General features: G+C 73.0%; 22 protein-coding genes and 1 tRNA gene. 13 read left to right on the top strand and 10 right to left on the bottom strand.

The window, feature by feature from the left end; genetic code table 11:
• Nucleotides 1–122: 122 nt before the first annotated feature.
• On the top strand, nucleotides 123–1,880 hold the full coding sequence (locus IPH07_10275) for a hypothetical protein (protein MBK6917774.1): 1,758 nt from the start codon (nucleotides 123–125) through the stop codon (nucleotides 1,878–1,880).
• Nucleotides 1,881–1,896: 16 nt separating this feature from the next.
• Here IPH07_10275 and IPH07_10270 read toward each other — a convergent pair whose 3' ends face one another.
• Nucleotides 1,897–3,051 (bottom strand): hypothetical protein, encoded by a 1,155-nt coding sequence (locus IPH07_10270; GenBank protein ID MBK6917773.1) that lies wholly within the window; start codon nucleotides 3,049–3,051, stop codon nucleotides 1,897–1,899.
• A 95-nt stretch (nucleotides 3,052–3,146) separates the two neighbouring features.
• On the opposite strand from IPH07_10270, the gene IPH07_10265 reads away from it, so the two are divergent.
• Both IPH07_10265 and IPH07_10260 read left to right on the top strand, forming a co-directional pair.
• On the top strand, nucleotides 3,147–3,806 hold the full coding sequence (locus IPH07_10265) for a response regulator transcription factor (protein ID MBK6917772.1): 660 nt from the start codon (nucleotides 3,147–3,149) through the stop codon (nucleotides 3,804–3,806).
• Complete coding sequence (locus IPH07_10260; protein ID MBK6917771.1) at nucleotides 3,787–5,181, top strand: HAMP domain-containing histidine kinase; 1,395 nt, start codon at nucleotides 3,787–3,789, stop codon at nucleotides 5,179–5,181. The genes IPH07_10265 and IPH07_10260 overlap by 20 nt, the downstream gene beginning before the upstream one ends.
• Nucleotides 5,182–5,242: 61 nt before the next feature.
• Here the strand turns inward: IPH07_10260 and IPH07_10255 are convergent.
• Nucleotides 5,243–5,315: transfer RNA gene (locus IPH07_10255), tRNA-Ala, on the bottom strand.
• Between the two features lie 231 nt (nucleotides 5,316–5,546).
• On the opposite strand from IPH07_10255, the gene IPH07_10250 reads away from it, so the two are divergent.
• The 5 genes from IPH07_10250 (at nucleotide 5,547) to IPH07_10230 (ending at nucleotide 9,797) form a co-directional block, all read left to right on the top strand.
• The gene (locus IPH07_10250; GenBank protein ID MBK6917770.1) at nucleotides 5,547–6,278 is read left to right on the top strand and encodes a MotA/TolQ/ExbB proton channel family protein; all 732 of its coding nucleotides are present in this window, start codon (nucleotides 5,547–5,549) and stop codon (nucleotides 6,276–6,278) included.
• On the top strand, nucleotides 6,275–6,682 hold the full coding sequence (locus tag IPH07_10245) for a biopolymer transporter ExbD (protein MBK6917769.1): 408 nt from the start codon (nucleotides 6,275–6,277) through the stop codon (nucleotides 6,680–6,682). Before IPH07_10250 ends, IPH07_10245 begins: the two co-directional genes overlap by 4 nt.
• A 113-nt stretch (nucleotides 6,683–6,795) precedes the next feature.
• On the top strand, nucleotides 6,796–7,098 hold the full coding sequence (locus IPH07_10240; GenBank protein ID MBK6917768.1) for a septum formation initiator family protein: 303 nt from the start codon (nucleotides 6,796–6,798) through the stop codon (nucleotides 7,096–7,098).
• Nucleotides 7,095–9,278, top strand: coding sequence for a diguanylate cyclase (locus IPH07_10235; protein MBK6917767.1), 2,184 nt, complete (start codon nucleotides 7,095–7,097; stop codon nucleotides 9,276–9,278). Before IPH07_10240 ends, IPH07_10235 begins: the two co-directional genes overlap by 4 nt.
• A 102-nt stretch (nucleotides 9,279–9,380) precedes the next feature.
• Nucleotides 9,381–9,797 (top strand): hypothetical protein, encoded by a 417-nt coding sequence (locus IPH07_10230; GenBank protein MBK6917766.1) that lies wholly within the window; start codon nucleotides 9,381–9,383, stop codon nucleotides 9,795–9,797.
• Nucleotide 9,798: 1 nt separating this feature from the next.
• On the opposite strand, the gene IPH07_10225 is transcribed toward IPH07_10230, so the two are convergent.
• From IPH07_10225 to IPH07_10200, 6 genes are all read right to left on the bottom strand, one after another.
• Nucleotides 9,799–11,031, bottom strand: a complete 1,233-nt coding sequence (locus tag IPH07_10225) for a beta-lactamase family protein (protein ID MBK6917765.1) — start codon at nucleotides 11,029–11,031, stop codon at nucleotides 9,799–9,801.
• A gap of 58 nt (nucleotides 11,032–11,089) precedes the next feature.
• Nucleotides 11,090–11,650 (bottom strand): sigma-70 family RNA polymerase sigma factor, encoded by a 561-nt coding sequence (locus IPH07_10220; protein MBK6917764.1) that lies wholly within the window; start codon nucleotides 11,648–11,650, stop codon nucleotides 11,090–11,092.
• A gap of 323 nt (nucleotides 11,651–11,973) precedes the next feature.
• Nucleotides 11,974–12,783 (bottom strand): hypothetical protein, encoded by an 810-nt coding sequence (locus IPH07_10215; GenBank protein ID MBK6917763.1) that lies wholly within the window; start codon nucleotides 12,781–12,783, stop codon nucleotides 11,974–11,976.
• Between the two features lie 172 nt (nucleotides 12,784–12,955).
• Nucleotides 12,956–14,158 carry a serine/threonine protein kinase gene (locus IPH07_10210; protein MBK6917762.1) on the bottom strand — a complete coding sequence of 401 codons (1,203 nt, stop codon included), beginning with the start codon at nucleotides 14,156–14,158 and terminating at the stop codon, nucleotides 12,956–12,958.
• A gap of 168 nt (nucleotides 14,159–14,326) precedes the next feature.
• Nucleotides 14,327–15,478: an acetyl-CoA C-acyltransferase gene (locus tag IPH07_10205; protein ID MBK6917761.1), complete on the bottom strand. Its 1,152-nt coding sequence runs from the start codon at nucleotides 15,476–15,478 to the stop codon at nucleotides 14,327–14,329.
• Nucleotides 15,479–15,555: 77 nt separating this feature from the next.
• Nucleotides 15,556–17,988: a 3-hydroxyacyl-CoA dehydrogenase/enoyl-CoA hydratase family protein gene (locus IPH07_10200; protein ID MBK6917760.1), complete on the bottom strand. Its 2,433-nt coding sequence runs from the start codon at nucleotides 17,986–17,988 to the stop codon at nucleotides 15,556–15,558.
• A gap of 114 nt (nucleotides 17,989–18,102) precedes the next feature.
• Here IPH07_10200 and IPH07_10195 point away from each other — a divergent pair, with 114 nt between their 5' ends.
• Nucleotides 18,103–18,678, top strand: coding sequence for a non-canonical purine NTP pyrophosphatase (locus IPH07_10195; GenBank protein ID MBK6917759.1), 576 nt, complete (start codon nucleotides 18,103–18,105; stop codon nucleotides 18,676–18,678).
• Here IPH07_10195 and folE read toward each other — a convergent pair.
• Nucleotides 18,659–19,291, bottom strand: coding sequence for a GTP cyclohydrolase I FolE (gene folE / locus IPH07_10190; protein MBK6917758.1), 633 nt, complete (start codon nucleotides 19,289–19,291; stop codon nucleotides 18,659–18,661). The two genes, IPH07_10195 and folE, sit on opposite strands and share 20 nt — an antisense overlap.
• A gap of 95 nt (nucleotides 19,292–19,386) precedes the next feature.
• On the opposite strand from folE, the gene IPH07_10185 reads away from it, so the two are divergent.
• Nucleotides 19,387–19,833 carry a CBS domain-containing protein gene (locus IPH07_10185; protein ID MBK6917757.1) on the top strand — a complete coding sequence of 149 codons (447 nt, stop codon included), beginning with the start codon at nucleotides 19,387–19,389 and terminating at the stop codon, nucleotides 19,831–19,833.
• Between the two features lie 11 nt (nucleotides 19,834–19,844).
• Here the strand turns inward: IPH07_10185 and IPH07_10180 are convergent, their stop codons facing one another.
• Complete coding sequence (locus IPH07_10180) at nucleotides 19,845–20,846, bottom strand: creatininase family protein (protein MBK6917756.1); 1,002 nt, start codon at nucleotides 20,844–20,846, stop codon at nucleotides 19,845–19,847.
• An 86-nt stretch (nucleotides 20,847–20,932) separates the two neighbouring features.
• Here IPH07_10180 and IPH07_10175 point away from each other — a divergent pair, with 86 nt between their 5' ends.
• The 3 genes from IPH07_10175 (at nucleotide 20,933) to IPH07_10165 (ending at nucleotide 25,459) form a co-directional block, all read left to right on the top strand.
• Nucleotides 20,933–21,634, top strand: a complete 702-nt coding sequence (locus IPH07_10175) for a hypothetical protein (protein MBK6917755.1) — start codon at nucleotides 20,933–20,935, stop codon at nucleotides 21,632–21,634.
• An 80-nt stretch (nucleotides 21,635–21,714) separates the two neighbouring features.
• Nucleotides 21,715–22,704 carry a hypothetical protein gene (locus IPH07_10170; protein MBK6917754.1) on the top strand — a complete coding sequence of 330 codons (990 nt, stop codon included), beginning with the start codon at nucleotides 21,715–21,717 and terminating at the stop codon, nucleotides 22,702–22,704.
• A 190-nt stretch (nucleotides 22,705–22,894) separates the two neighbouring features.
• Nucleotides 22,895–25,459: a lytic transglycosylase domain-containing protein gene (locus IPH07_10165; GenBank protein MBK6917753.1), complete on the top strand. Its 2,565-nt coding sequence runs from the start codon at nucleotides 22,895–22,897 to the stop codon at nucleotides 25,457–25,459.
• Nucleotides 25,460–25,532 lie beyond the last annotated feature (73 nt).

Below are 25,532 nucleotides of genomic sequence, written 5' to 3'. Positions count from 1 at the left end.
CCGGGAAGTCGCGCCTCAGAATGCCTGAAGACCCGGCGACGTGGCGGCGTCTTCGCTTCGCCGTGCCGCGTCGCGAGGCCCCGCATGCTCGAAGCTCCCGCTGGCGGCACCTCGCGCGACGCGTGGGGGCGCTGGCGGCCGGCGTGGCCGCGTGCGTGGGTGTCTGCGCCGCCGGCGATGCGCAGGCCCACTGGAGCGCGAGCTACCGCCGCTCGCTCCTGGTCGAGCGTTACCTGACCTGCGATGACGACATCGACGTCGCGTGCGTCGGTCCGGTCGCGGCGGCCGGCTCGCTGCGGGCCGCGCTGGCGCCGATCGTGCTCGCACCCGATCGCAACGACGCCGCCGCGGTCGAGGCCGCGCGCGAGGCTGCAGTGTGGGCCGCGTACACCGACGATCGCAGCGCGGTGCCCTCGCTGCGCGCGATGCTGACGATGCCGCTGCCGGCAGCGCTGCGGGACACCCATGCCGAGTTCGAGGTTCATTCGCTACAGGCCGAGGCGGCCTACGCCCTCGCGGCGCTCGGCGATCGCAGCAGCACCGACGCGGTCGTGACGTTGCTGCGCGAGCTCGAGGTCCACGGCCACGGCTCGCTGTGGGCCGACACGCTCGAGGCACTGACCCGGCTCGACGTGCAGGCCGCGAGTCGCTACGCGATCGGCTTCCTCGCGCGGCTCGAGCTCCCCGACATGCGCATGAGCATGCCCGGCGGATCGAGCCAGCTCGTCGCGCTCGTGCCGATCGTCGCGGCCCACGATCGCGCCGCGCTCGGCGAGCTGCGGCGGCTGAGCGCCGGTGAAGACGCGACCGCCCACGGTGAGCCGCGCGTGCCGCTGACCGACGCCCACGCCTTCTGCCAGGTGGTCGCGGCCCGGCTCTCGCTCGGCGACGAGCCGCTGCGCACCCGCGTGCGCAAGGCGTTCTCGGGCTCGTACAGCGGCACCATGGTCGCGACCTGTGACGCGGCGCTCCTGCGGACGTTCGGGGACGACGTCGCCGACGTCGACATCCTGCTGCGGCACGTCGGTCGCGACGACCTCGGCTTCGATGCGCCGATGTCCCTGGTGGCGTACGATCGCATCATCGCCCTGCTCGCGCGGCTGCACGGTCGCAGCGACGCCGCGTCACGACGGGCCCGCGCGCAGCTGCGCGAAGGTCTGCGCGCGCGCTCGGGCTACCCCCACGTCGCCCAGCGCGAGCACCGAAACTACGCGCCGCAGTTCGAGTTGCTCCACCACGCCGCGCTCGCGGCCGCCGGTGACGTCGACGCGCTCGCACGGGTGACGGCCTTCGCCGATGCGGCCGACGATCGCTCGGGTCTCGCCGACCTCGCGGCCCTGCGTGCGCTGCAGCTGCAGCTGCCGGGGGCCGCCGAGCTCGCCGCGGCCCGGCTCGCGCGGGACGTCGCCTTCGCGAACGACGAGCGCTCGGGCATCTTCGCGGGCGCGCGCGTGCGACTGCTCGAGGCCCTGGTGGCGCAGCGGCCCGACGATCCGCGCTGGGCAGTCGCACTGGTCGACGCCGACATCGAGGTCCGCGAGCACGCCCTCGCCGCGTACTCCCGCCACGCGCCGGCGCGCAGCTGCGAGGTCGTGCTGGCGGCCGCGCGCGACGCCACCGCGCGTGGCATCGACGATGGCCTGCTCGCCCTCACCACCCGCGGCGATGGCTGTCGCCCGCAGCTGGCATGGATCGCCGCCGACACCGACGCGCGCGACGAGCTCCGCGGCATGGCGATCGAGGCGCTCGCGATCCTCGGTGTCGCGCCGGCGCGTGCGCTGCAGCGGCACCCGCCCGAGCGCCTGCGGTCGCACGTGCAGCGCGCCGCGGTCATCTCGCAGAGCCTCGAGCCGCTCGCGCGTCGCCGGACCCGACGCTGACCCGCGGGCCGTGCGATCAGAACGCCACCTGCAGCTGCACGCGCAGGCGATCGCTCGTGCTTCCGCGCTCCCACAGCCGCGTGTAGTCCGTCCGCAGCTCGAGGTCGGGTCCAGCGAAGTACCAACCGAGACCCCCGCCGGCCTCACGCCCCGCGTCGAGGCTGCTACGCCGACCGTAGACGTCCAAGACCTGCGCATAGCGGACCACTGGCTCGAGTGGGATCGTCGGCAGCAGCCACGCCAGCTGAGCAAACCAGCCCAAGCCGCTGCGTGCCGCCTCGACTGGGCCGGCCGCGCCGGGCTCGCGTCGCCCCACCCGCCACAACGCGCCGCCCTCGAGCGACATGCCGCGCCAGTGGAGTGCGGCGTCCACCGTCGCGCTGTGGTTGTCGGTGGTGCCGCCGTCGCTGGGCCGCGCCCCGAAGACCCCGCGATCGCCCGCGGCCCCGTCGTGGAACGCGTACGCGAGCCCGATCGCCAGCCTCGGGGACGGCGAGCGCGGCTGGTCGCTCTCGCCGTCGGTCCCCATGGATCCGAGCGGGCGCAGCTCGAGCCGTGCGACGTACGCGAACCGCGGCGTGCGCAGCTCGAAGGTGTTGCGTCCATCGCCGGTGAAGACCCCCAACGCGTAGCCGAACCTGCCACCGTGGCCGCCCAGATCACGCGAGCGCAGCTGCACGCCGATGTCGCGATCGAGGTTGAACTCCTCGTTGACGATCGAGCGATCGATCGCCGCCAGGTTGGCGTCGGAGATCAGTCGCTCGCGACTGAAGGGCACCTTCGTCTGGCCGATCCAGAGCTCGGCGTCGCGGAGGCGCGTGAACTCGACGCGGGCGTCGCGGAGCGGGTCGTGGCGGACCGCGGCGACGTCGTCGCGTAGCCCGCCCGTCATGTCGCGCGGGGTGAAGCCCAGCTGCACGTAGTAGCGCACGTGGGGCGAGCCGACGTGCCCCGCGAGCGTGAGTCGGGCCCGCCGCAGCATCAGCGTCGCTGCGGTCGCTTCGCCGGCGGCGTGCTCGGCCTCGAGCCGCGGCTGCAGGCGCGCGCGCACGCCGAGCGCGAAGCGGCCGTCGCGGGTCACGACGCCGAGGCCTTTGCCAGGGGTGTAGCGGGCGTCGGCGGGGATGCCGGCACCGGCGAAAAGCGCAAACGCGGCCGCAACGAGGTGCATGCGACAACCCTGGCGCGCGAACCCCAACCGCAGCCGAACGAGGGCGTCACCCGCGCTCGTCGACGATCGTGCTGGCGGTACAGTGGACGCCGCGCATGCAGGTGCTCGTCGTCGATGATTCGTCGGAGTTGCTCGATCTGCTCGAGCGCGCGCTCGTGCGTGATGGGCACGAGGTGCGGGTCGCTGCCTCGGTGGCCCAGGCGCGCACGAGCATCGCGGCGGCAGCCCCCGAGCTGCTCGTGCTCGACGTCGCGCTGCCCGACGGCACCGGCATCGCGCTGTGTCGGGAGCTACGCGATGCCGGCGCGCGGTGGCCGATCCTGCTGCTCACCGCGCACGGCGAGGTTCCGCGTCGGGTCGCCGGCCTGGACGCTGGCGCCGACGATTTCCTCGTGAAGCCGTTTGCGCTGGCCGAGCTGCGTGCGCGCGTGCGCGCGTTGGGGCGGCGCGGACCGATCGAACGACAAGCCGCGATCTGCCTCGGCGACGCGCGACTCGAGCTCGGCAGTCGGCGCGCCAGCATCGACGGTCGCGAGATTCCCATCACCGCGCGCGAGTGGGCGATCCTCGACATCCTGGTGCATCGGCGTGACCGCGTGGTCTCCCGCGCGAGCATCCTCGAGCTGGTGTGGGGCGACGCGAGCGAGGGCGCGAGCGCAAGCCTCGACGTGTTGATGGCGAGGATCCGTCGCAAGCTCGGCGCCGAGGCGATCCGCACGGTGCGAGGGGAGGGCTATGTCGCGACGCCGCGCTGAGCCACCGCGGCTCGCACGTCGCGTCGCGCTGGTGGGCGCAGCGTGGGCCGCGGTCGCGGGGGCCTGCGCGGCGCTGATCGCCGCGATGCTGAGCGGCGGCCTGCTCGCGCGGTATGAGGATCGCGTCGCGCTCGCGGCGGTCGCCGAGCTGGCCGACGAGATCGACGAGGAGCTCACCCGCGGCGCGCCCGACGATCCCGCGGACGATCGACATCCGATCCGGATCGGTCCCGACGGTGCGCCCGTGCTGGCGACCGTGCTCGACCACGAGCTCGCCGACGTGCGCGAGCCGGGGGCGGTGGCGGCGATCGTCGACGCCACCGGGGTCGTCGCCGGCGACCCGCGGCTGCCGACGATTGCGTCGGGCGACTGCGAGGTGCTCGCGGACCTCGAGCTCGAGCGGCGCGTGTGTGCGGCCGCGCTCGGCGATGGTCGCCTGGTGGTGCTGGGGGTCAGCGCGCAGGACGAACGCGAGCGCCGACGCCTGACCTGGTGGAGCCTGCTGGTCGGTGCGCTGGTGGGGGCCGCGCTCGGCGGGCTGGCGAGTCACCGCAGCGCCAGCTGGACCATCGCGCCGCTGACCGAGCTCGGGGATCGCGTGCGACGCATCGATGCCGATGCGCCACGGGCCGACCTGCTCGAGCCACCCGCGCGACACGCCGAGCTCGAGGCGCTGCGCGACAGCGTCGCGCAGCTGGTCGCGCGTCTGGGGCACGCGCTCGTGCACGCGCAGTCCTTCGCGGCCCAGGCCGCGCACGAGCTGCGCACGCCGCTGGCGGTGTTGGCTGGCGAGCTCGAGCTCATGCTCGAGGGCGAGCCGGCCGACCCGGCCACGGTGCGTCGGCTGCAGGCGCGGGTGCACGAGCTGGTGCGACTGGTGCAGCGCCTGCTCGTGCTGGCGCGGCCCGGTCGCGCGCCCGCCGAGCAGGGCGAGGCCGTCGAGCTCGCCGAGGTGATCGATGGCGTCATCGGCGAGCTCGGCGTCGAGCAGCGCGCGCGCGTCCACGTCGAGCTCGCCCGCGAAGCAATCATCCGCGGCGATGCGGAGCTGCTACGCGCGATGATCCACAACGCCGTCGACAATGCGCTGAAGTTCTCCGACGCGCGGGTCGACGTCCGCGTGACGGCGACCCGCGAGTCCGTCGACGTCGACGTCATCGACGCGGGGCCGGGCATCCCCCCGCACGAGCGTGAGGCGGTGTTCGCTGCCTTCCATCGCGGCGCGGCGAGCCCGGGCGTCGCCGGTCATGGCATCGGGCTCGCGCTCATCGCCCACGTCGCCGCCGCACACGCCGGCGCGGTCCGCCTGCTCGAGGTCGATCGTGGCGCGCACCTGCGGATCTCGTTGCCGCGCTGGTGCGAAGACGGCCGCTGACCCGCGGGACCCGGAAACGCAAAAAGGCACCGAAGGAGGATCCTCGGTGCCTTCGACTCGGTGGAGGTAAGGGGACTCGAACCCCTGACCTACGCGCTGCCAGCGCGTCGCTCTCCCAACTGAGCTATACCCCCGTCGGCTCGACCCGATCGCTCGGGCGAGGGGCGTTCGAGTACACCGAGCGCCGCCGTCTCGTCAAGCGCTACGAGGGGGGCTTCGCCTTGCCCGGTCGTGTCGGCCGGTCCATCATCAGCCCGCGCGCCGCCACGTGGCCAGCCAAGGCCCCGTGAGCCCCGGGTGTGCGCCCGATCCACGTCGGGGCGCGCCCATCGTGGCAAGGGGACGCGAGCTCGGCTGCGGAACGCATGGACGTCAAGGAACTCTTCGGACAGGGCGGACCGCTCATGTGGGCGATCCTCGGCTCCTCGATCATCGGGGTCGCGTTCTTCATCGAGCGCCTGTGGTCGCTGCAGCGCGCACGGCTGCTGCCGCGGGCGTTCGTCGATCGCATCCGCGGTCTGGTGGTCAAGCGCAAGACCAGCGAGGCGCTGCTGCTGTGCGAGGAGAACCGCTCGTCGATCGCGCTCATCATGGCCGCGGGTCTACGGGCCTACGGCCTCGGGCGCGGCCGCGACGTCGTGAAGGAGTCGGTCGAGGAGGTCGGCGAGCGCGAGGTGGCCCGCATGGGGCGCAACGTCGAGATCGTCGGCACCGTGGCCGCGGTGAGCCCACTGCTGGGGCTGCTCGGCACCGTCGTCGGCATGATCCAGGTCTTCAAGAAGTTCGTCGATGCCTACAAGCAGGGCATGGTCGGGCCCGACGCCTTCGCCGAGGGCATCTGGCAGGCGCTCATCACCACCGCGTACGGCTTGGTGGTCGCGATCCCGATGCTGGTGCTCTACAAGTTCCTGCAGGGCCGCAACGAGCGCATCGTCATCGACATGGAAGAGGACGCGATGGGCCTGGTCGACCTGCTCGACGACGCCGCGCTCCACCGCGACGCCGACGCGGCGCGCTCGGCCAAGGATCGCGACGAGGCGCCCGCCAAGCCCAGCGGCACCAAGGCGAAGGCCGACGCCGACGAGGACGCGCCGTGAGCTTCGCGCGCCGCAGCAAGCGGCGGCGCGGCGAGGTCTCGATCGACCTCACGCCGCTCATCGACGTGGTGTTCCAGCTGCTCATCTTCTTCGTGCTGACCTCGACCTTCCAGAACAACCCCTCGTTCAGGGTCAAGCTGCCCAAGGCCAAGAACCGCGAGGTCACCCAGCAGCCCAAGGCGCTGGTGGTGACGATCGCGAAGGACGGCAGCATCGAGCTCGACGGCAAGGCGGTCGACGCCCGCGAGCTCGAGCTGCGCATGTGCGCGGCGGCGCAGTCCGACGAGACCACGGGGGTGAACATCCGCGCCGACGAAGCCACCGAGCACCAACATGTGGTGCGGGTGATGGACGCCGCGCGCACCTGTGGGCTCGACAAGCTCGGCATCCTGCACGGGCGTTGACCGCCCACCGTCCCGAGCTGGGGCTTGGCGTCGGCTCGACCCCCTTGCTTGTCGCCGGTTTCTTGCCCGGAGATCTCGCGCCCACGTAGGTTGCACTCGGCATCATGCACTGGATGAACCGCATCCTGCTGGCCGGGTTGGTCGCCGCGCTGGTGGCGTGGGGTCCCCAGCAGCTCGAGCTCGCCGCCGGCACCGACGAGCTCACCCGCGTCGAGGGTGAGCGCGACGAGCTCGACGCCGCCAACGCGGCGCTGCGCCGGGAGATCGCCGAGCTGCAAGCCGAGGTCCGCGCGCTCAAGACCGATCCCGACGAGGTCGCACGCATCGCGCGCGAAGACCTCAACCTCGTCGGCCAGGGCGAGATCGTGTTCGAGGTCGAACACCGCCCGGCCCCGAAGACCGACGCCACGCCATGACCGCCATCGCGCGCAGGTTCTACGCGGCACGCCGCGCCATGGTCGACAACTGGCCGCTGCTCACGGCGCTGGCCTGCTGGCCGTTGCTGCTCAGTGGGCGGCTCTCGCTGGGTGCGCTGGTGCGTGCCGAGCTGGCGGTGCTGTCGGTGGTCACGCTGCTCGCGACGGCGCTGGCGTGGGTGACGCTGCGCGAGCTGGTGCCGCGCACGACGGTCCGCAACCTCGCGTGGCACGAGCTCGAGTTCGGCGTACCGCTGGCGACGGCGGTCTACGTCTGCATCGCGCTGGCCGGCGGGCCGAGCTCGTTCCTGCATCCGCTGGCCTACGCGCTGGTGTCGTTCACGCTCATCGTCCACCGCACGCGCATCGGCATCACCGGCGTGCTCTTGGTGACCGGCCTGCTCGAGTGCCTGCTCGCGGCCCGCATCGGCACCGCGCCGGCGTGGCGGCAAGGCGCGCAGCACCTGGTGTTCCTCGGCTTCTTCGCGGCCGGCAACCGACTGGTGCTGGGCAGCCTGACCCGGCGGCTGCGCAGCGAGCATGCGCGCCGGGTCGACGACGAGCTGTCGCGCATGCGGCAGGAAGCCAAGGACTTCCGGCTCATCGCCTCGCAGCTGCCGCCCGAGAGCCGCGCGCGTCGCCGCAGCGACGAGGAGCTGCGCATGGTCCACGCGGCGGTCGAGAACATCCACGAGCAGGTGTTCCACTCGCTCGAGCTGCTGCGCACCGCGCTGGGCCTGCACACCGCCGTGTTGCTATGGTGCGAGGCAAACGACGACGACCGCAGCGGCCGCAACCTGCCACGGCTGTCGATCAAGGAGATGGCCAGCGACGGCGAGCTGCTGTCGGAGACGCCGCAGCTGGCGAGCTCGGGCGTGCTCACCAGCGTGCTGGCCGATCCCAAGCCGCTGCGCTTGCATGCGCTCGGCGGACGGCGGCTGCCGCCGTATTATCGCGGTCCCGAGCCGGTCACCGACCTGTGCGCGGTGCCGCTGCTCGAGGGCAACCGCCTGCGCGGCATCCTGTGCGCCGACCGCATCGGCGACCGGCCGTTCGGCGACGCCGAGCTGGTGGTGCTGCAGCGCGCGGCGAGCCACATCCTGCGGGTCGTCGAGCACGAGCGGGTGTTCAACGCCGTCGAGCGCGGCAAGTACGAGCAGGAGCAGTTCTATCGCGCCAGCGAGCTGCTGAACTCCGCGCTCACGCTCGACGACGTGTACCAGAAGACCTTCGCGGCGGTGAAGGCGATCGTGCCGTACGACCTCGCGGTGCTCACGTCGGTGCACGGCGAGCGTCATCGCGTGCTGGCGATCGATGCCGCCGCCCACGATGGCGACGCCGAGGCCTGGCAGCAGGCCGCGGCGCGGCTACAGGCGCTCGAGTTCGACGACGCAAACTCGCTGGTCGCGATGGCGGTGAAGAACCGCCACTGGATGCCCGCCGGCGCCGACCTGGTCGATCCCGACACCGTGGTGTGGACCGGCAAGACCCGCCTGCGCAACGCCAAGAGCCTGCTGGTCCTGCCGCTGTCTCGGGGCGACGAGGTGCTCGGGGCCATCACGCTGGCGTCGTCGCGGCCGGGTGTGTTCGGGCAGGCGCTGCGCGACATGCTGCGGGTCATCGGCCACCAGGTCGGCGTGAGCCTGCAGAACGCACGGATGTATCAACAGATGGAGGAGCGCGCGACCACCGATGGTCTCACCGGGCTCACCAACCATCGCGCATTCCAGGAGCGGCTGGCGCAGCTGCACGCGCTGGTCGAGCGCACCGAGCAGAAGTACAGCATCATCCTGACCGACATCGATCACTTCAAGGGCATCAACGACACCTACGGCCACCCCATCGGTGACCAGGTGCTGCGCAAGGTCGCGGCGCTCTTCGCCGGACGCGCACGCAAGGTCGACATCGTCGCTCGCTACGGCGGCGAGGAGTTCGTGCTGGTGCTACCCGACACCGATGCCGCGGGCGCCGAGTCGTTCGCCAATCGCCTGCGCGAAGAGGTCGCGCAGACGGCGATGGCCAGCGAGCACGGCAGCTTCAACGTGACGATCTCGATGGGCATCGCCGAGTACGGCAAGGACGGCCGCGATCGCCTCGAGCTGATCGAGCGCGCCGATCAGGCGCTGTATTGGTGCAAGGAGCACGGGCGCAACCGCGTGCACCGCTTCGGCGCGACCTGACAGCCCGTGGTGCACGCCGCGACGGGATGACCACCGCCTGCGAGTGCGCCGCGCACGAGAGGCGACCCGCGCTTGCACGCCGATGCTACGATGCCGCCGCCCGTGACCGTTGCGGCCATCCTGCGTGTGCTGATCGAGATCGCCGCGCCGTCGACCCCCAACGACGGTCGCGTGTCGGTGGCGACCGTGCCCAGGGTCGCGCCGGGGGCTGCCATCGAGCTGTCGGTGACGATCCTCGACACACCGCTGCCGGGCGCGCCGGTCGAGCTGTGGCTGTGGTCGACCGACGTCGAGCTCGCCGACAACCGCTTCGACGGCCGCGACGTCGTCGACCCGCTCGCGACCCAGCCACGCATGCGCGCGCGGATGAACGCGCCGACGCAGCCCGGGCCCCACGTGATCCACGGGCGGCTGTCGTACCTCAGCTGCGACGAGCAACGCTGCCGCACGCGTCGCGCTGCGGTCCAGTGGGTGGTCGAGGTCACGCCGCCGGTTGCGGCGCCGGTGCCGGGGCGGTAGGTCACTCGCGGGTCGTGTGCTGCGGGTCGATGCCCGCACGCACCATCGCGGCCGCCAGCGTCGCGCGCAGCACCACGCCCGCGTTGGCGAGCACCACCACGGCGGCGCCGTCGGACGGGCGCCACACGAGGCTCGCCGCAAAGTCGCCGGTGTTGCCGTCGTGGCGCAGCACCATCGCGTCGCCATCGCCGTGACGCTCGAGGCCGGCGGCATAGCGCGCGTCGCCGCGGCCGGTCGCGCCCGCGTGCTCGCGCACGGCCGCGAGCATCGCGGTCGCCCACGCCGGCCGTGATCCGCCGGGACGATCGGACAGCGCCGCGGCAAAGCGCAGCAGATCGTCGGCGGTGCTGATCACGGCGCCGGCGGGCTCGGTCTCGTGCAGCCCGAACGCGAAGCGTTCGAAGTCCGCGACCACGTCGACCGCCTCGGGGCCGTCGTCGCCGGGGACGTGGCCGCACGCGACGTCGCCGTGGGGATCGACGTGGATCTCGGTGTGCGCCATCGCCAGTGGCGCGAGCACGTGGGTGCGCAGCGCGTCGACGTAGTGCCCGTGGCTGCGGGCCTGCAGCAGCGCGCCGACCAGCACGTAGTCGCCGTTGCTGTAGCGCCAGCTGCGGTTCGCCGGCTCCGTGGGCTCGCCGACCAGCGCGTGCAGGCGCGCCGCGGGGGCCAGCGCGGCCATGTCGGCGCGAGGCGTGATCTCGGGCAGCCCGGCGCGGTGGTCGAGCAGCTGCCGCAGCGTGGCGCCGGCGATCCGCTCGCTGACGCCGAGCTCGCGTGCCGCGGCGCGACCGAGCGGTGCGTCGAGCTCGAGCGTGCCCGCCTCGACGTGGGCATACACGGTCGCGGCGGTGAGCATCTTGGTGAGCGAGCCGATGCGGAAGCGCGTGTCGTCGTCGACGCGGTCGTCGCGGCCGCGGCAGCGCAGGCCGTCGGCGAAGCGCAGCACGACCTCGCCGTCGCGCGCGACGGCCACCAGGGCGCCAGGGACCCCGAGCGCCACGCGCTCGGAGCACAGCGCCCGCGCCACCGCGCGCTCGGCAGCGGGCAGCGGTGCAGCGTCCCGCAAGCACGCGCGCTTGTCCTGCGGCATGTCGACGCCCGCGCGCGTGGACGTCGGCGGCGCGCCGGCGCCCGTCGTCGCGGCGGTCGGCACGTCCGCGATCGTCGATCGCGACTCGCCACCGCACGCCCATGTCAGCGCGGCGACGAGCAGGGCGGCGCGCGGACGCATCGTCCGCAGCATGCCAAAGTCCGCGCGGGCCGGGTGGGCCACGCGGGGCGCGGGCGGCTCAGCCGACGCCGGCGGTGTCGCCGAGCCACTCGCGGCGCGCACCCTGGAAGCGGATCCGGGCCGCCCGCAGCCGCGCGTAGATCGTGTTCAGGTTCACGCCCAGCGCCGCGCCGATCTCCGGTGCCGTGAGGCCCTCGATGTCGGCCAGCACGAACACCGTGCGCTTGTCGTCGTCGAGCGTGTCGAGGAAGCGCGCGACGAAGTCGCTGGCCTCGGCCTGCGCCGCGGTGTCGGCAGGATCGCCGAGACGCTCGGGGTCGGTCGAGGTGAAGCCACGCGAGGCGGCGCGGTGCAGTCGCTTGCGGGCGTCGGCGGCCACGCGCCGGGTGATCCCGAACAACCAGCTGCGGATCGGCACGTCGCGGTCGTAGGAGGACCAGCGGCGATGCACGACCACGAACACGTCCTGGGCGGTGTCCTCGAGTGCCTCGGGCGGTACGCCCAGACGACGCAGGATGCGCCACACGAACCCGAAGTGCGCGCGATAGATCGCGCCGAACTCGGGGTCGAGCCCGCTCACGGCGTCCCGGCCCCCCGGGAGGCACACGAGCGCGGGCACGGACGGCCACGACGTGGTGTCCGCTGCGCTGCGCCCTGTTCGCGATCGACGACGTTCCACTTCACACCCCGATCCAACCCGGGCGGTGGCGGCCACGGCCGCCACCTCCGGTGCGGGCGTACGGCCCGCTGCGACGACTTACCCCGAACCCACGCAACCCAACACTTCGATCCACCCGGCCGCACTCCGTGGCCGGGTTCTGACGCACCGTCGGTCATGGGCCGACGTCGCCGGCCACGACGAACCGCTCCGCTGCGTGCATGGCGGCCTCCGATCACGCGACGCATGGTACTCAACCGCTGCACAGGCAGGCATCACCCCCATCACTCGCGACCTGCCTTGGCATCGCAGCCGCGCGATGCGGCGGCGCCGTAGGCCGAGCCCGGCCAGCGACGCAGGAACCCCTCGGCGTGTGCGCTCGCCTGCTCGCGTCGACCCAGCGCGCACAGGGTCTGGATCTCGAGGATCGCCACCTCCTGCGTGAGCACGCCGCGGGCGAACTCTCGGTGATGGCGCTCGAGCAGCGCGAGTCGTTGCGCCGCGTCGTGCTCGCGCTTGGCCGCCTGCACCAACGCGATCTCGGCGGCGGCATCGATCGGGCTCGCGACGGCCTCCCGCGGCCCTTGGGTGCCACGGTTCGTGCGCGGACGCGGGCGCGCGGCATCGGGGACGCGCGCGTCGACGTCCGCCACCACGGCGGACTCCTCCGGTGGCGCCGCGAGCTCGGCGGCCACCGGCGGCGGCGCGACGCCGAGCGACGGCGTGGGGTCGACGGCCGGGCTACGAAGGGGCAGCGGCTCCGACGGCTCCGCGCGATCCATCGCCTGTGTGGTCGCGGGCGCTTCGCTGCGCACGGCCATCACGACCCGTGTGGTGCCGCCGATGACGAGCAATGTCGCCGCCGCGATGGCGACCGCGAGGCCGCCCGCGCGCAGCCACGGCAGCACCTGCGACAGGCCGGCGGGCCGCATCGACTGCAGCACGCGCCCGTCGTCGGCGGCCGGCGGCGCCGGGGCGATGCGCAGGTGCACCGCCGCGAGTACGCGCGCCTGCGTGGCCCCGTCGGGGCTGCTGGCGACGCGAAAGCGCTGCAGCATCGCGCGTTCTTCGGGCTGGAGCTCGGGCAGGTCCAAGGGAGGTGTCCGGGGGTGACAACCGTGCCATGGACCGGGCCCCGCGGATCCGTGATGCCGCGTTTGCAGGTGCGCCGTCGTGCGTGGGTGTCGGCCACGATCGGGCCGTCGCGGTGGGCTTGGGCACGCCGACCTGAGCCGACGGCCCCCGCAGCCCCCGCAGCCTGCGGCGTCAAGGCTCGGCGGCGGCGCCGTGGGGGGCCGCGAGCCTGCCGCGCAGCCACCCCGCACCCGCCGCGCCCGCGAGCGCGACGGTGGCCCCGATCGCGGCCGCCCGCCACCACGCGGGCGTGAGGCGGCGGGGGATCGCACCGTGCCGGCCGCTGCGCGACACGTCGGCGCGCGTGCCCGCGTCGGCGCGCAGCTCGGCGTCGACGGCGTCACCGGGATCGATCGCGTCGGCGAGCGCATCCATCGAGCCGAAGCGCTGCGCGGGGTCGAGCGACAGCCCACGCAGCAGTGCCCGCGCCGCGCCCCTGGGCAAACGAGGCCGCGAGGGCAGCACCGCGCAGGTCCCGGCGTCGTAGGCGATCGCCAGGTCGTAGGCGGATTCCTGCGGGAATGGCCGCGCGCCGAACAACGCCTCGAAGGCGGTGACGCACAGCGCGAACTGATCGCAGCGTCCATCCAAGTCGCGGCCGAGCAGCTGCTCGGGCGACATATAATAGATAATGCCGACAATCATGTTTGCACGGGTCAGTCGCGTGCGCAGCGGCGCGTCGTCGATGCTGTCGGTGCGCGAGCGCGACAGATCGGCGACGCCGAGCGCGAGCCCGAAGTCGACCCACACCACGCGGCCGTCGCGGGCGACCAGCAGGTTGGTGGGCTTGACGTCGCGGTGCACCAAGCCCGCGCGGTGCACCGCTGCGAGGCCGCGGGCGGCCTGCGCGATGACGCGGAGGATCTGTCGGGGGCTGCGCGTGCCCTGACGCAGCCAGCGACGCAGGTGCATGCCGGGCACGTACTCGAGCGCGAGGTAGGCACCGTGCCCGTCGTGTCCCATGTCGAACAACGACACCACGCCATCGTGGCGGATCTTCGCCAGCGCCTGGGCCTCGCGACGCAGGCGCGACCACAGCTTGGCGTCGACGCCGGTCGGGGTCGTGCGCACGAACTTGAGCGCGACGCGGCGTCCGATCTCGACGTCGTACGCCCGCCACACCACGCCCATGCCGCCTTCGCCGATGCGCTGCTCGAGCACGTAGCGCCCCACGCGGGAGCCGACCTCCGGTTCGTCGAAGGCCGGCGGCGCGGGCGGGGGCGACGATGGCAACGGCAACGAGCGATCGCGTTCGACCGGCAACGGGATGCCCGCGAGCCCGAGGCCGCAGGCGGGCAGGGTATCGACGCGGGTCTGTGCGTGCGTGCTCGTCATCGAGTTCGACGCGTGGCCATGGGATTGCCACGTGCTCCCACCCCGGCGAGCCCGACCAGCGGGCGCGCGAGGGCGTGTGCGGCCGCGAGGCCCCACCTTTCTAAGATGACCGAGACCGCGCGGATTTCCGCCGGTAATTCGTGTGCGCCGCCCGTGGCGGCGATCGCCTCACAGCCGCTCGATCAACCCCGCTGCACCCATACCACCGCCGATGCACATCGTGATGAGGGCATAGCGGCCGCCGGTGCGACGCAGGGTCGAGAGCGCGGAGGCGACCAGCTTCGCGCCGGTGCAGCCGAGCGGATGACCGAGCGCGATCGCGCCGCCGTTGGGGTTGACCTTCGCCTCGTCGAGGCCGAGCTTGCGGATCACCGCGAGCGACTGCGATGCGAAGGCCTCGTTGAGCTCGATGACGTCGATGTCGCCGAGCGCGATGCCGGTGCGCGCGAGCAGCTTGGGCACCGCGGCGATGGGGCCGATGCCCATGATCTCGGGGGCGACACCGGCGGTCGCGAAGCCCACGAAGCGCGCCCGCGGCACCAGGCCGTGCTCGCGCGCGAAGGCCTCGCTGGTCACGACCATCGCCGCGGCGCCGTCGTTCATCGGCGAGCTGTTGCCGGCGGTGACGCTGCCCTTGACGTGGAATGCGGGCTTGAGCGCCGACAGGGCCGCGAGGTCGGTGTCGGCGCGGGGGCACTCGTCGACCTCGAAGCGCGCGCCGCTGGCGGTCGTCACCGGCACGATCTCGTCGGTGAAGTGCCCGGCTTGCTGCGCTGCGATCGCGCGCTGGTGCGAGCGCAGCGCGAACGCGTCCTGGTCGGCGCGCGAGACCTCGAAGCGCTGCGCGACGTTCTCGGCGGTGAGACCCATCGAGATGTAGACCTCGGGGCGCTCGCGCACGATGGTCGGGTTGAGCACGGCCTTGTTGCCGCCCATCGGCACCATGCTCATCGACTCGACGCCACCGGCGATGCCGCAGGCGATCTGACCGGTCATGATGCGCTCGGCGACGATCGCCAGCGCCTGCAGGCCCGAGGCGCAGAAGCGGTTGACGGTCATCGCCGACACCACGTCGGGCAGGCCGGCATGCAGCGCGATGGGGCGCGCGACGTTCAAGCCCTGTTCGCCCTCGGGCATCGCGCAGCCGAGCACGACGTCGTCGATCTGCTCGAGCGGCAGCGACGGCACGTCGGCCAGGGTGCCGCGGATGACCTCGGCGGCGAAGTCGTCGGGGCGGGTGAGCGCGAGGCTGCCCTTGAGGGCTCGACCGACCGCGCTGCGGCGGGCGGTGACGATCACGGCGTGTTGGAGCTCGGTCATGGTGGTCTCTCTCGTGGAAGCTTGGCGATTGCGGGTGGAGCGGCGGCCGCGACGTGGGCCGCACGCGACGGGCCGGACTAGTTGCGCAGCGGCTTGCCGGTCTTGAGCGTGTGCTCGATGCGGGCGCGGGTCTTCTCTTCGCCGCACAGGCTGACGAAGGCCTCGCGCTCGAGGTCGAGCAGGTCCTGCGCGACCAGCTTGGTGCCGGGCGCTCGCATGCCGCCCGAGAGCACGTGACCGATCTTCTCGGCGACGAGCTTGTCGTGGGCCGAGGCGTAGCCGCCCCAGTGGAACATCGCGGCGCCCATCATGAAGCTGGCGCCGCGGCCGGAGCCGACCACCGTGATGGGCTCGTCGCGATCGGGCGGCACCCAGCCGGCCTCCGCGAGCGCGATGGCCTGCTGCTTGGCCTGCGCGATGACGTGCATGCGATGGAACACGACGCGATCGCTGGCCGCGAGGAAGCCGAGCTTGCGCGCATCGGCGGCCGACGTGCTGACCTTGCCGCCAGCCGCGGCCTCGAAGCCGCGCCGCACGAACGGGTATGGATCGCCGTCGTCGACCGCGCTGGCCCACGCCGAGGCGCGCCGCGCAATTTCCTTGAGGCCGCCGCCGGCCGGCACCACGCCGATGCCGGCCTCGACCAGGCCCATGTAGAGCTCCGCGTGGGCCACCACCGCCGCCGACGACAGCGTGGTCTCGGCACCGCCGCCCAGGGTCATGCCGTAGGGCGCCGCGACCACCGGCAGCGCGCCGTGGCGCAGGCCCATGAGTGTGTCCTGGAACGCGCGCACCGCCTCGCCGAGATCGTCCCACTTGCCGGCGGTCGCGAGCGCGAGGATCTGCCGCGCGTCCGCGCCGGCGGAGAAGTTCTCCGCCTGGCTACCGACCACCACGCCGCGGAAGCCACCCTTGCGCTCGAGCAGCCCGATGGCGTCGCGCAGCATCGCGACCACGCCCTCGTCGAGGGTGTTCATCTTGGAGCGGAACTCGATGCAGGCGATGCCATCGCCGAGGTCGAGCAGCGCGGCGGTCTTGGTGGTGTGGATCTCGGCGGGGCCCTGCTTCTTCGACGCCAGCACGATCACGCCGGCCGGCTGCGGCACCGGCACGTGGGCGCCGCGCTCGGGCACGAACTGGGTCGGCGCGTCGGCCGTGCCGCCGTACCAGCGGGCCTCGGGGCCGCCCTTCGCGAGCAGCGCGAGCACGGCCGGGCTCGGTGCCAGGCCCATGGTCTTCATCTGCTCGACCGACCACGCGACGCCGATCATGTCCCACAGCGCGAACGGGCCCGCGCTCCAGCCGTAGCCCCAGCACATCGCGTCGTCGATCGGCTTGGGCGCGTCGCAGATGCTGCCCAGCCGGTTGGCGGCGTAGTTGAAGAGCGGCAGGTAGACCTTGCGCAGGAACTCGCCCGCGCGGCCGTCGGCCCGCATCGCCGCGGCCACGCGCTTGCCGAGATCGGGGATCTTCGCGACCTCGGCGAGCTCGGGGAACGACGGCTCGATGCGCGCGCGATAGCTGAGCGTGGCGAAGTCGATCGACTGCACCTCCGAGCCCTTGTCGCCCTTGACCTTCTTGTAGAAGCCCTGACCGGTCTTGTCGCCCTTCATGCCCGCCGCGAGCATCTTCTGCACGATGTCGTGCGCACCCATGCGGTCGTGCAGCTCGTCGTAGTTCGGTGCCGAAGGATCGCTCGACGTGACGCGGCGCAGGTTCTCGGTCACCAGCGCGCTGACATCGAGGCCGACGAGATCGCCGAGGCGGAACGAGCCCGTGCGCGGGCGGCCGAGCAGCGGGCCATTGAGCAGGTCGACCTCCTCGACGGTGTAGCCGCCGTCGAAGGTGGCGCCGAAGGTGAGGATCGTCGCGGCGACGCCGATGCGGTTGGCGATGAAGTTCGGCGTGTCGCGGCACGGCACCACGCCCTTGCCCAGCACGGTCTCCGAGAACCACGAGATCTCGTCGACGACCTCGGGCGCGGTGTCGGGGCCGGGCACGACCTCGAGCAGGTGCATGTAGCGCGGCGGGTTGAAGAAGTGCATGCCGACCAGCCGGCGGCGCGCGTCTGCGGGCAGCGCCTCGGCGATGCTGTGGATCGGCAGGCCCGAGGTGTTGGTGGCCAGCACCGCGTGGGCCGGCGCAGCCGCGGCGATGCGGGCGAACAGCGGCTGCTTGATGTCGAGGCGCTCGATCACCGCCTCGATCACCAGGTCGGCGTCGGCGACCGCGAGCTCGAGGTGATCCTCGAGGTTGCCGACGCGGATGCGATCGGCGAAGGCGGGATCCATGAACGGCGCGGGGCGGCCCTTGAGCATCGCCTTGAGTGCGCCGGCTGCGATCGCGCTGCGGGCGGCCTTGGGCGCGTCGGCGGTGGTGCCGGGCGGCACGATGTCGAGCAGCCACACGCGGGCTCCGGCGTTGGCGAGGTGGGCCGCGATCTGGGCGCCCATGGTGCCGGCGCCCAGCACTGCGGCGCGAATCGTGTGTGTCGGTCGATGCAGCGTCACGGCCGCGACGCTACCAGGTCGCCGCGGCGGTCGTCCATCGGCCCGGACGGTCACGGAACCGTCGCGTTCGCAACGCGCGTGCGCACCGGGTAGGGCGGTTGCTAGCCTCGTGCGATGCGGCTGTCGATCGCGACGCACAACCCCGGCAAGCGCACCGAGCTCACGGCGCTGCTGGCCGCGCACGGCGTCGCCATCGATGACACGCCGGTCGACGACACGCCGGCGGAGACCGGCCGCAGCTACCGCGACAACGCGGCCATCAAGGCCTGCGCGATGGCGCGTCGCCACGCCACCCTCGCGCTCGGCGACGACACCGGCCTCGCGGTCGCGATGCTCGGTGGCGCGCCGGGGATCGACACCGCCGGCTACGCCGCGGCCCACGGCGGGTGGGCGTCGGCGTGTCGCGAGCTCGTGCGACGGACCGGCGCGTCCGCTGGTGCCCGCGACGTGCGTGCGACGCTGCACTGCGCGTTGGTGCTGGCGTCGCCCGAGCGCGTCGTCGCCGAGGGCAGCGCGGCGATCCCCGGGGTGCTGCGGTGGCCGCCAGTCGCGGCCCCTGGGCTGGCCGCGATCTTCGAGCCCGACGGCTCGCTGCCGCTGCTCACCGACGGCGTGCTCGTGCACCGCCGTGTGGCGTTCGAGCAGCTGTGGCCCGCGCTCGCGCGCGCGATCACATCGAGCGACCGATGAGCGCGAGGAACTCGCGGCGCGTGCTGGCGTCGTCGCGGAAGACCCCGAGCATCTGCGAGGTGACCATGCTGACGCCCGGGCGATGGATGCCGCGGGTGGTCATGCACTCGTGGGTGGCCTCGACCACGACGGCGACGCCGCGGGGCTGCAGCGCCGCCAGGATCGTGGTCGCGATCTCGGCCGTCATCTTCTCTTGGATCTGCAGCCGCCGCGCGAAGATGTCGACCACCCGCGCGAGCTTGCTGATGCCGACCACGCGGCGATCGGGCAGGTAGCCCACGTGGGCCTTGCCGACGATCGGCACCATGTGGTGCTCGCAGTGGCTCTCGAACGGGATGTCCTTGAGCACCACCACCTCGTCGTAGCCGCTGATCTCGCTGAAGGTGCGCTGCAGGATCTCGAGTGGGTTCTCGGCGTAGCCAGCGAAGAACTCGTCGTAGGATCGCACCACGCGATCGGGAGTGCCGCGCAGGCCCTCGCGATCGGGGTCGTCGCCGGCCCAGCGGATGAGCGTGCGCACCGCGGCCAGGGCCTCGTCGCGGCTGGGTCGCTGGCGCGCCGCGGCCTCGCGTTGACGTCGGGATTCGGCCTCGAGCTCGGCGCGGTCGGTCATCGCGCGCCAGCTTGCCTCAAGCCAGGGGGCCGGCGCCAGCGGACCACGACAGCTTTGCGCGCGCTCCGACGCGATCGGCTCGCCATGATGGTCCCATGGCCGAGCGCGTCCGCGACTTCTTGAACCAGCCGGTGCACGCGGTGATGACCCGCGATCCGGCGTGCGTGCACCCGACGCAGCACCTCAGCGTCGTTCGCCACGCGATGATGGCGGCGCATGGTCACCACGTGCCCGTCATCGACGAGGGGCGCTTCATCGGGCTGCTGGCGCCGTCCGATCTGCTGCGGGTGCTGCCCGGCGACGCCTACGAGCGCGCGCCCGAGAGCCTCGATCCGCTGCTCGATCGCGTGTCGGTGCGCACCGCGATGCAGGAGGACGTGGTGACGATCGGCCCCGACGCGACCCTGCGGGAGGCCTGCGCGCGGTGGCTGCAGGGCGGCTTCCACTGCCTGCCCGTGGTCGATGCCGGCGGCGCGCTGCGGGGCCTCGTCACCACGAGCGATCTGATGCGTGCGTTGCTCGCCGCCGCCGACGAGCGCTGATGCCTCGCGCGTCAGTCGATCGACGTCGCCGCGGTGGGTCCCGCGATCACGTCGTCGAAGCCGAGCGGTGCGTGGGGCAGCAGGCGTCCCTGCGCGGTGGCCCACCGTGTCCACGCGAGCACCGGCTTGGGTGGTGTCGCGTCGCCGAAGATGACGGTGTCCATCAGGGTCGCGAAGCGATCCACGATGATGTCGGCGAACGCCGCCCCCGCGCTGGCGCGGGCGAGGTGAGGCCGGCCGGTGTAGCCGGGGAACGGCCGCAGCGCGCCCCAGCCGGTCGCGGCGGCGCCGAACTCGAGCTCGCGCGCGAGCGCCTCGCGGCCGAGCCGGCGCGCCACCGCGGCCGCGGCGGTGAGCTTCGCATCGGCGGTGTAGCGGGGGCACGGCGGCAGCGCGCGATGGTGATCGCCGACCGTCTCGGGCGCCCAGTGCAGCGCGAGCGAGGTCTCGAAGAAGCCGGCGTGGAAGTCGAAGCGCAGCTCGCGGGCGACCGCGGCGCGCTCGTCGTCGTCGTCGATGCAGCGCAGCGCCTCGGCGAACGGCATCGCGTTGTCGAACGCCAGCATGTCCTGTAGCACGGCGTGGAAGGGCGCCAGCGCCCGCACGCCGGACCGCCGCAGGAAGCTCACGCCGGCCTCCAGCGCGAGGTTGTGCAGCGGCGCACCGTGGAAGGTCATCAGCACCACCCGGGTCGCGCCCAGGGAGAGCAGCGCCCGCGCGCTCGCCAGCACCGCGTCGCGCACGAGGGAGAACGCGCACGGCCGCGAGCCCGGGCCCGCGCAGGGGTCGACGCCGAGCTCGAGGTGATCCGCCAAGAGCAGCGGCAGACCGTGCCGGCTTTGCACGCGCTGGGCCAGCTCGGCCATGCACCCGCGCGAGAGCTGACGGTCGTTGTGCAGCGACAGATGGGGTCCGTGGTACTCGACCGGATCCACGCACAGGACCACGGGCGCGCCGCTGGCGACCAGCGCGGCGGCCTCGCGATGCGGGCGATCGAACAGCGAGCGGTTCATGGGAGCCCGAGCATACGAGGGCCCGCCGGCCGGCGCCGCCGCAAGCTCGCATGGCCGCGGGATCTGGCGTATGGTCCGCCCCAGCCATGCCGGTCGAGTTCGTGATCTACAGCCCGCGCGCGGCCGCCGAGCTCGGTCGTCTGGAGCGCGACTGCGCGGCTCTGCAGGCGGCGTGGTTGGAGCGACACCCCGACGAGGACGCGATCGACGTGCGCCTGGGCGGTCGCGTGCTGGCGGCCGAGGACGTGCCCGCGCTGGTGCCTGCGGATCGTCGCCGCGGCGGCGCCCGCAACCCCGCGCTGCTGCTGTTGCAGGACCGCGTCGCGACGGTGAACGCGAGCCTCATCGTGCGTGCGCCGGGCCACGAGGTCACGCCGTTGCTGGTGTCGGTGTTGCGGCTGCTGCTCGAGCACGGCGGTGCCGGCGTGGTGCTGCGCGACGACGTGCTGCACACCTGCGAGGACCTGCTGCGCGAGCTGTCGAGCAAGCGCGGTGCGGTCGGATTCGGCGACGGTGCGGCCGCGACGAAGCCGGTCGACAAACCGCGCTCGATGGGCGCAGCGGTGGCGCTCGCGGTGCGGCGCCTGGTCGACGAGGGCGCGCTGGTGCTGGTCGAGGAGGCCGACGTGGTCTCGCTGGCCGAGCGCCTGCTCGGCCACATCGAGACCGCCGACGCGCCCGACATCGGCCGTGCGATGAGCGAGTGGTTGCTCGATCAGGACGAGGTCGAGGAGCTGTTCGTCACCGACGCACGGCTCATCGAAGAAATCCGCCGCAGCATGGCGTAGCTGGCCGTTCCCGCGGGAACCTGCCGCCGGGCGCGTGCGTGCCACAGGCGCCCCGCATGCCGTGGACCCGACGCCGCGCGATGACGTCCCTGGTCGCAGGCCTGGTCGGCTGCGGCGTGGGCGATGCGACCGCGCCGCCGGGCCGGCCGTCGCGTCCCCGTCCGCCCGCGCCGCCGGGCGAGGTTGATCCGGTGGGCGACCTCACGGGCCTCGATGCCGCGACGCGACGCTGCTTCACGGACCGCAGCGGCTTCGAGCCGCTGCCCCCGGCGGCCGCCGGCAGCTGGCGCGTGCTGCGGCCCGAGCCCGCACAGGACGTCGCGCAGTACCTCGCGACGCGGCCCAACGTGCCCGCGCCGCCCCGCGATCGCATCGTGCTGATGCCGCTCGGCCACTTCCCGTTCGATGTGATCGCCGACGAGGGCTTCGTGGGGCTGGTGCGCGCGCCCGAGCTGTTGGCGGTGGCGCGCTTCGTCGAGGCGACCTTCGGGCTCGCGACCGAGGTGCTGCCGGCCGCGCCGCTGCCCGAGGAGCTACCGACGCGCGTGCACCGACGCGCGCGCCAGACCAGTGCGCTGGCGCTGATCGAACACGTCGGCGCGCGGCTGCCCGCGCAGGCCTACGGCGTGCTGGCGCTCGTCACCGTCGATCTCTTCGTGTGGCCGGAGCAGCAGTTCGCGTTCGGCTACTCGACCTTCACCGAGCGCATCGGGGTCGCCGGGTTCGCGCGCTTCGATCCCAGCTACCACGGCGGCCCAGCGCCCGCCGACCTCGCCGGCACCGTGCTGCGTCGCAGCCTGCGCGTGGTCGCCCACGAGGTCGCGCACCTGTTCGGGCTCGCGCACTGCCAGTACTACCGCTGCCTGTGCAACGGCGTCGCCGATCTCGCGGAGCTCGACGCGCTGCCGCCGTGGCTGTGCCCGGTGTGCCTGTGCAAGCTGCAGCGCGCCACCGGGCTCGACCCCATCGTGCAGCACCGCGCGGTGCTGCGGGCGTTCGAGGCGCTCGACCTGTTCGACGAGGCGGGGTGGATGCGCGACCGGCTGGCCCGCATCGGCGCCGCCGCCTGACACCGCGGCGCGTCGGCAGTGGCCCGCCCGCGGACGGGTGATGCGCGACGCCGCAACGGGGGCGGTTGCGCCCGGCTCTGGCGCCGCTGCGCGACGCAGCCCGCGATCCACACCAGGGGGAGCTCCGCGCTCGGCGCGAGCAATTTGGGAATCGCATGCTACCGTGTGACTCTGGGGTTTGGAGTTCGCGATGCGTACGCGGGCATGGCTTGCATCCCTGGGTCTGCTGTCGTTGACGGCGCTGCTGCTCACGCATCCGTCCGCGGATGCGTCGGTGCCGGCCGAGCAAGGCGCCAACGACACCGACGCGGCGTTCGAGGCCGACGCCGACGCGGTGCCGACCGCGGTGGCCGAGGTCGCCACCGCCGCGACGACGCGTCCGGTCGCGGCAGTTCCGGTGCTCGCGGGTCTGTCGGGGGCTGCGACCGCGCTGGCCGCCCAGGACACCGCCCGCGCGATCGCGATCGTCGAAGGCCTCGCGCCCGCTCCGGGTAGCCCCGAGTGGTTTGCCGCCGGCGCCATCGTCGGTCGCGCCCATCGCCTCGCCGGTCGACCCGAGGCCGCGATCGCGGCGCTGCGTCCGCGGGCCGAGCACAAGCAGATCGCGAGGCACTTTCCACCCGACGTCCTCGCGGTCGAGCTGGCCCAGGCCGAGCTGGCGTACGCGCGCACCGACGCGGTCGACACCGCCAAGGCGGATGCAGCGCTCGACGACGGCATCGGGCGCCTGCGCAGGCTCGAGAAGTTCGAGCAGCTCCGCAACTTCGCGCAGCTGCGGGTGCTGCGGGCGCAGATGATGGCCGAGCAGGGTGGGGGCGCCGGCGCGGCACGTCGGGCCGCGAGCGCGCTGCAGGAGGTGCTGCAGGAGTACCCACACCACCCCGAGCGCGGGCTCCTGTGGCTCGAGCACGCCCGCGCGCTGGCGCGGGCCGGCGCAACCAAGGACGCCACCGCCGAGCTGCGCAACATCGCGATCGAGCGCAACGGCGAGCCCGAGGGCATCGCGGCGTGGGCCGAGCTCGAGCGCATGGCCGCCGCCTCGGGCAAGCCGCTGGCACCGCTGACGTGGAGCGAGCGGCTGACCAGCGCGACCGCGGCGCGCCGCAACAAGCGGGTCGACGTCTCGCGCGAGATCCTCGAGCAGCTCATCGCCGACCCGGCCACGCCGAGCTCGATCCGCACCCAGGCCGAGCACGCCCGCTCGGTGACCGCGGCCAAGCAACGCGACTTCGGCACCTGCGCCGCGGACCTGCGCAAGGCCTACGCCGCCTCGGGCAGCCTCGCGGTGAAGGACGACCTGCTCAAGTGCCTCGAGAAGGGCGCCTTCTACGACGAGGCGATCGACCTCGTGCTGGCCGATCTGAAGACGAAGAAGGGCAAGAAGAAGCAGTATCGCGCCGCGATCCACTGGGAGGCGCTCGATCTCGCGGTGCGCGGCGGCAAGTACGAGCGCGCCCGTGCGCTGCTCGCCAGCTACGAGAAGGACGGCAAGGCCCACGGCGAGGAGCGGGCGTGGCTGCACGCGTGGCTGGCCTATCGCCTGGGCGACGAGCCGGCCGCGATCGCGGCGTTGCAGGCCTACGAGAAGAAGTACCGCGGCGAGGCCGGCCGGCGGGCCCGCTACTTCCGCGGCAAGCTGCAGCTGCGCAGCGACGACGCGATCGCGAAGGCCGAGGGCGAGCGCACGCTGCGGGCGATCGCGGCCGCGGATGCGCTCGACTACTACGGCGTGCTCGCGCGCCAACGGCTGCAGGACGCCGGCGCCGAGCTGCCGCCCTTGCCCAAGCTCGCGCCGGTCGCCGAGGAGCTCGATCCGCCGGGCCGCGGCGACGCGCAGTCGATCCTCGATCGCCTCGCGGCCAGCTACGGCGACGCGTGGCCCTCGATCGAGCGCGCGCAGCAGCTGTACCGCGCCGGCTACAATGACGAGGCCCGTCGCGAGCTCCGTGTGACCGTGCAGGCCTACACCACCCGCGGCAAGAAGGCCGGCGGCGTGCGCAGCGAGGACGTGCTGGTCGGGCTGGGCTGGAAGGCCAACTGGAAGTTCCCGCGGGTGGCCCCGACCAAGGCCGGCCGCAAGCAGCTGCGCGACAAAGAAGTCGTCGAGGATCTCCGCGAGGGCCTGCGCGAGGTCGCGTTCGCGATGCAGGAGCCGCACCTCTACGTGAAGCTGAGCACGCCGAAGGACGCGCCGCTGCGCTCGCGCTGGACCGTGCGCGCGTTCCGACCCGCCATCGAGCGCGAGGCTCGGCTGCGCAAGATCGATCCCAAGCACCTGTGGGCGCTGATGTACACCGAGTCGCGCTTCCGGCCCCACGTGGTGTCGCCGGTCGGTGCCCGCGGCGCGCTGCAGATCATGCCGTGGACCGCCCACCAGCTGGCCGAGCGGCTGGGCGAGACCGATGAGGGGCACTTCTTCGACAGCGATCGGCTGTTCGACATCGACACCAACGCGCACCTGTCGGCGTACTACGTGGCGGAGCTGCTGGCGAAGTTCCACGGCCAGGCACCGATGGCCTACGCCAGCTACAACGGCGGCCCCAGCAACGTCGCGCGCTGGCTCGCTGCCAAGTCGCAGGGCCCCGCGCCGCTCGAGCTCGACGCCTTCGTCGAGGAGATTCCCTTCCGCGAGAGCTACCGCTACGCCAAGCGCGTGACCGAGATCTACGCCACGTACGCGCTGCTCTACGAAGGCGAGCTCCCCCGCGGCACCAACCGCGTGGATCCGAGCTTCGAGGACAACATCGACTTCTAGCCGCGCGGGGAATCACACCCCCCGGGCGTCTGGCATCGCCCCGCCATCGGGCTTACGCTCCGCCCCGGTCCGC

It is taken from the genome of Deltaproteobacteria bacterium (genome assembly GCA_016709225.1).
Taxonomy (GTDB): domain Bacteria; phylum Myxococcota_A; class Polyangia; order Nannocystales; family Nannocystaceae; genus Xiheibacterium; species Xiheibacterium phototrophicum.
Note: the sequence above shows the minus strand (reverse complement) of the source record. Positions and strands in the feature narration are given on the sequence as shown.

Bases quoted from the DNA above. Each gene is read 5' to 3' on its own strand.
- IPH07_10265 (MBK6917772.1), top strand. From the start codon at position 3,147: ATGCAGGTGCTCGTCGTCGATGATTCGTCGGAGTTGCTCGATCTGCTC.
- IPH07_10195 (MBK6917759.1), top strand. From the start codon at position 18,103: ATGCGGCTGTCGATCGCGACGCACAACCCCGGCAAGCGCACCGAGCTC.
- IPH07_10175 (MBK6917755.1), top strand. From the start codon at position 20,933: ATGCCGGTCGAGTTCGTGATCTACAGCCCGCGCGCGGCCGCCGAGCTC.
- IPH07_10180 (MBK6917756.1), bottom strand. From the start codon at position 20,846: ATGAACCGCTCGCTGTTCGATCGCCCGCATCGCGAGGCCGCCGCGCTG.
- IPH07_10260 (MBK6917771.1), top strand. From the start codon at position 3,787: ATGTCGCGACGCCGCGCTGAGCCACCGCGGCTCGCACGTCGCGTCGCG.
- IPH07_10205 (MBK6917761.1), bottom strand. From the start codon at position 15,478: ATGACCGAGCTCCAACACGCCGTGATCGTCACCGCCCGCCGCAGCGCG.
- IPH07_10165 (MBK6917753.1), top strand. From the start codon at position 22,895: ATGCGTACGCGGGCATGGCTTGCATCCCTGGGTCTGCTGTCGTTGACG.
- IPH07_10250 (MBK6917770.1), top strand. From the start codon at position 5,547: ATGGACGTCAAGGAACTCTTCGGACAGGGCGGACCGCTCATGTGGGCG.
- IPH07_10270 (MBK6917773.1), bottom strand. From the start codon at position 3,051: ATGCACCTCGTTGCGGCCGCGTTTGCGCTTTTCGCCGGTGCCGGCATC.
- IPH07_10235 (MBK6917767.1), top strand. From the start codon at position 7,095: ATGACCGCCATCGCGCGCAGGTTCTACGCGGCACGCCGCGCCATGGTC.
- IPH07_10185 (MBK6917757.1), top strand. From the start codon at position 19,387: ATGGCCGAGCGCGTCCGCGACTTCTTGAACCAGCCGGTGCACGCGGTG.
- IPH07_10170 (MBK6917754.1), top strand. From the start codon at position 21,715: ATGACGTCCCTGGTCGCAGGCCTGGTCGGCTGCGGCGTGGGCGATGCG.
- folE (MBK6917758.1), bottom strand. From the start codon at position 19,291: ATGACCGACCGCGCCGAGCTCGAGGCCGAATCCCGACGTCAACGCGAG.
- IPH07_10240 (MBK6917768.1), top strand. From the start codon at position 6,796: ATGAACCGCATCCTGCTGGCCGGGTTGGTCGCCGCGCTGGTGGCGTGG.
- IPH07_10225 (MBK6917765.1), bottom strand. From the start codon at position 11,031: ATGCGTCCGCGCGCCGCCCTGCTCGTCGCCGCGCTGACATGGGCGTGC.
- IPH07_10210 (MBK6917762.1), bottom strand. From the start codon at position 14,158: ATGACGAGCACGCACGCACAGACCCGCGTCGATACCCTGCCCGCCTGC.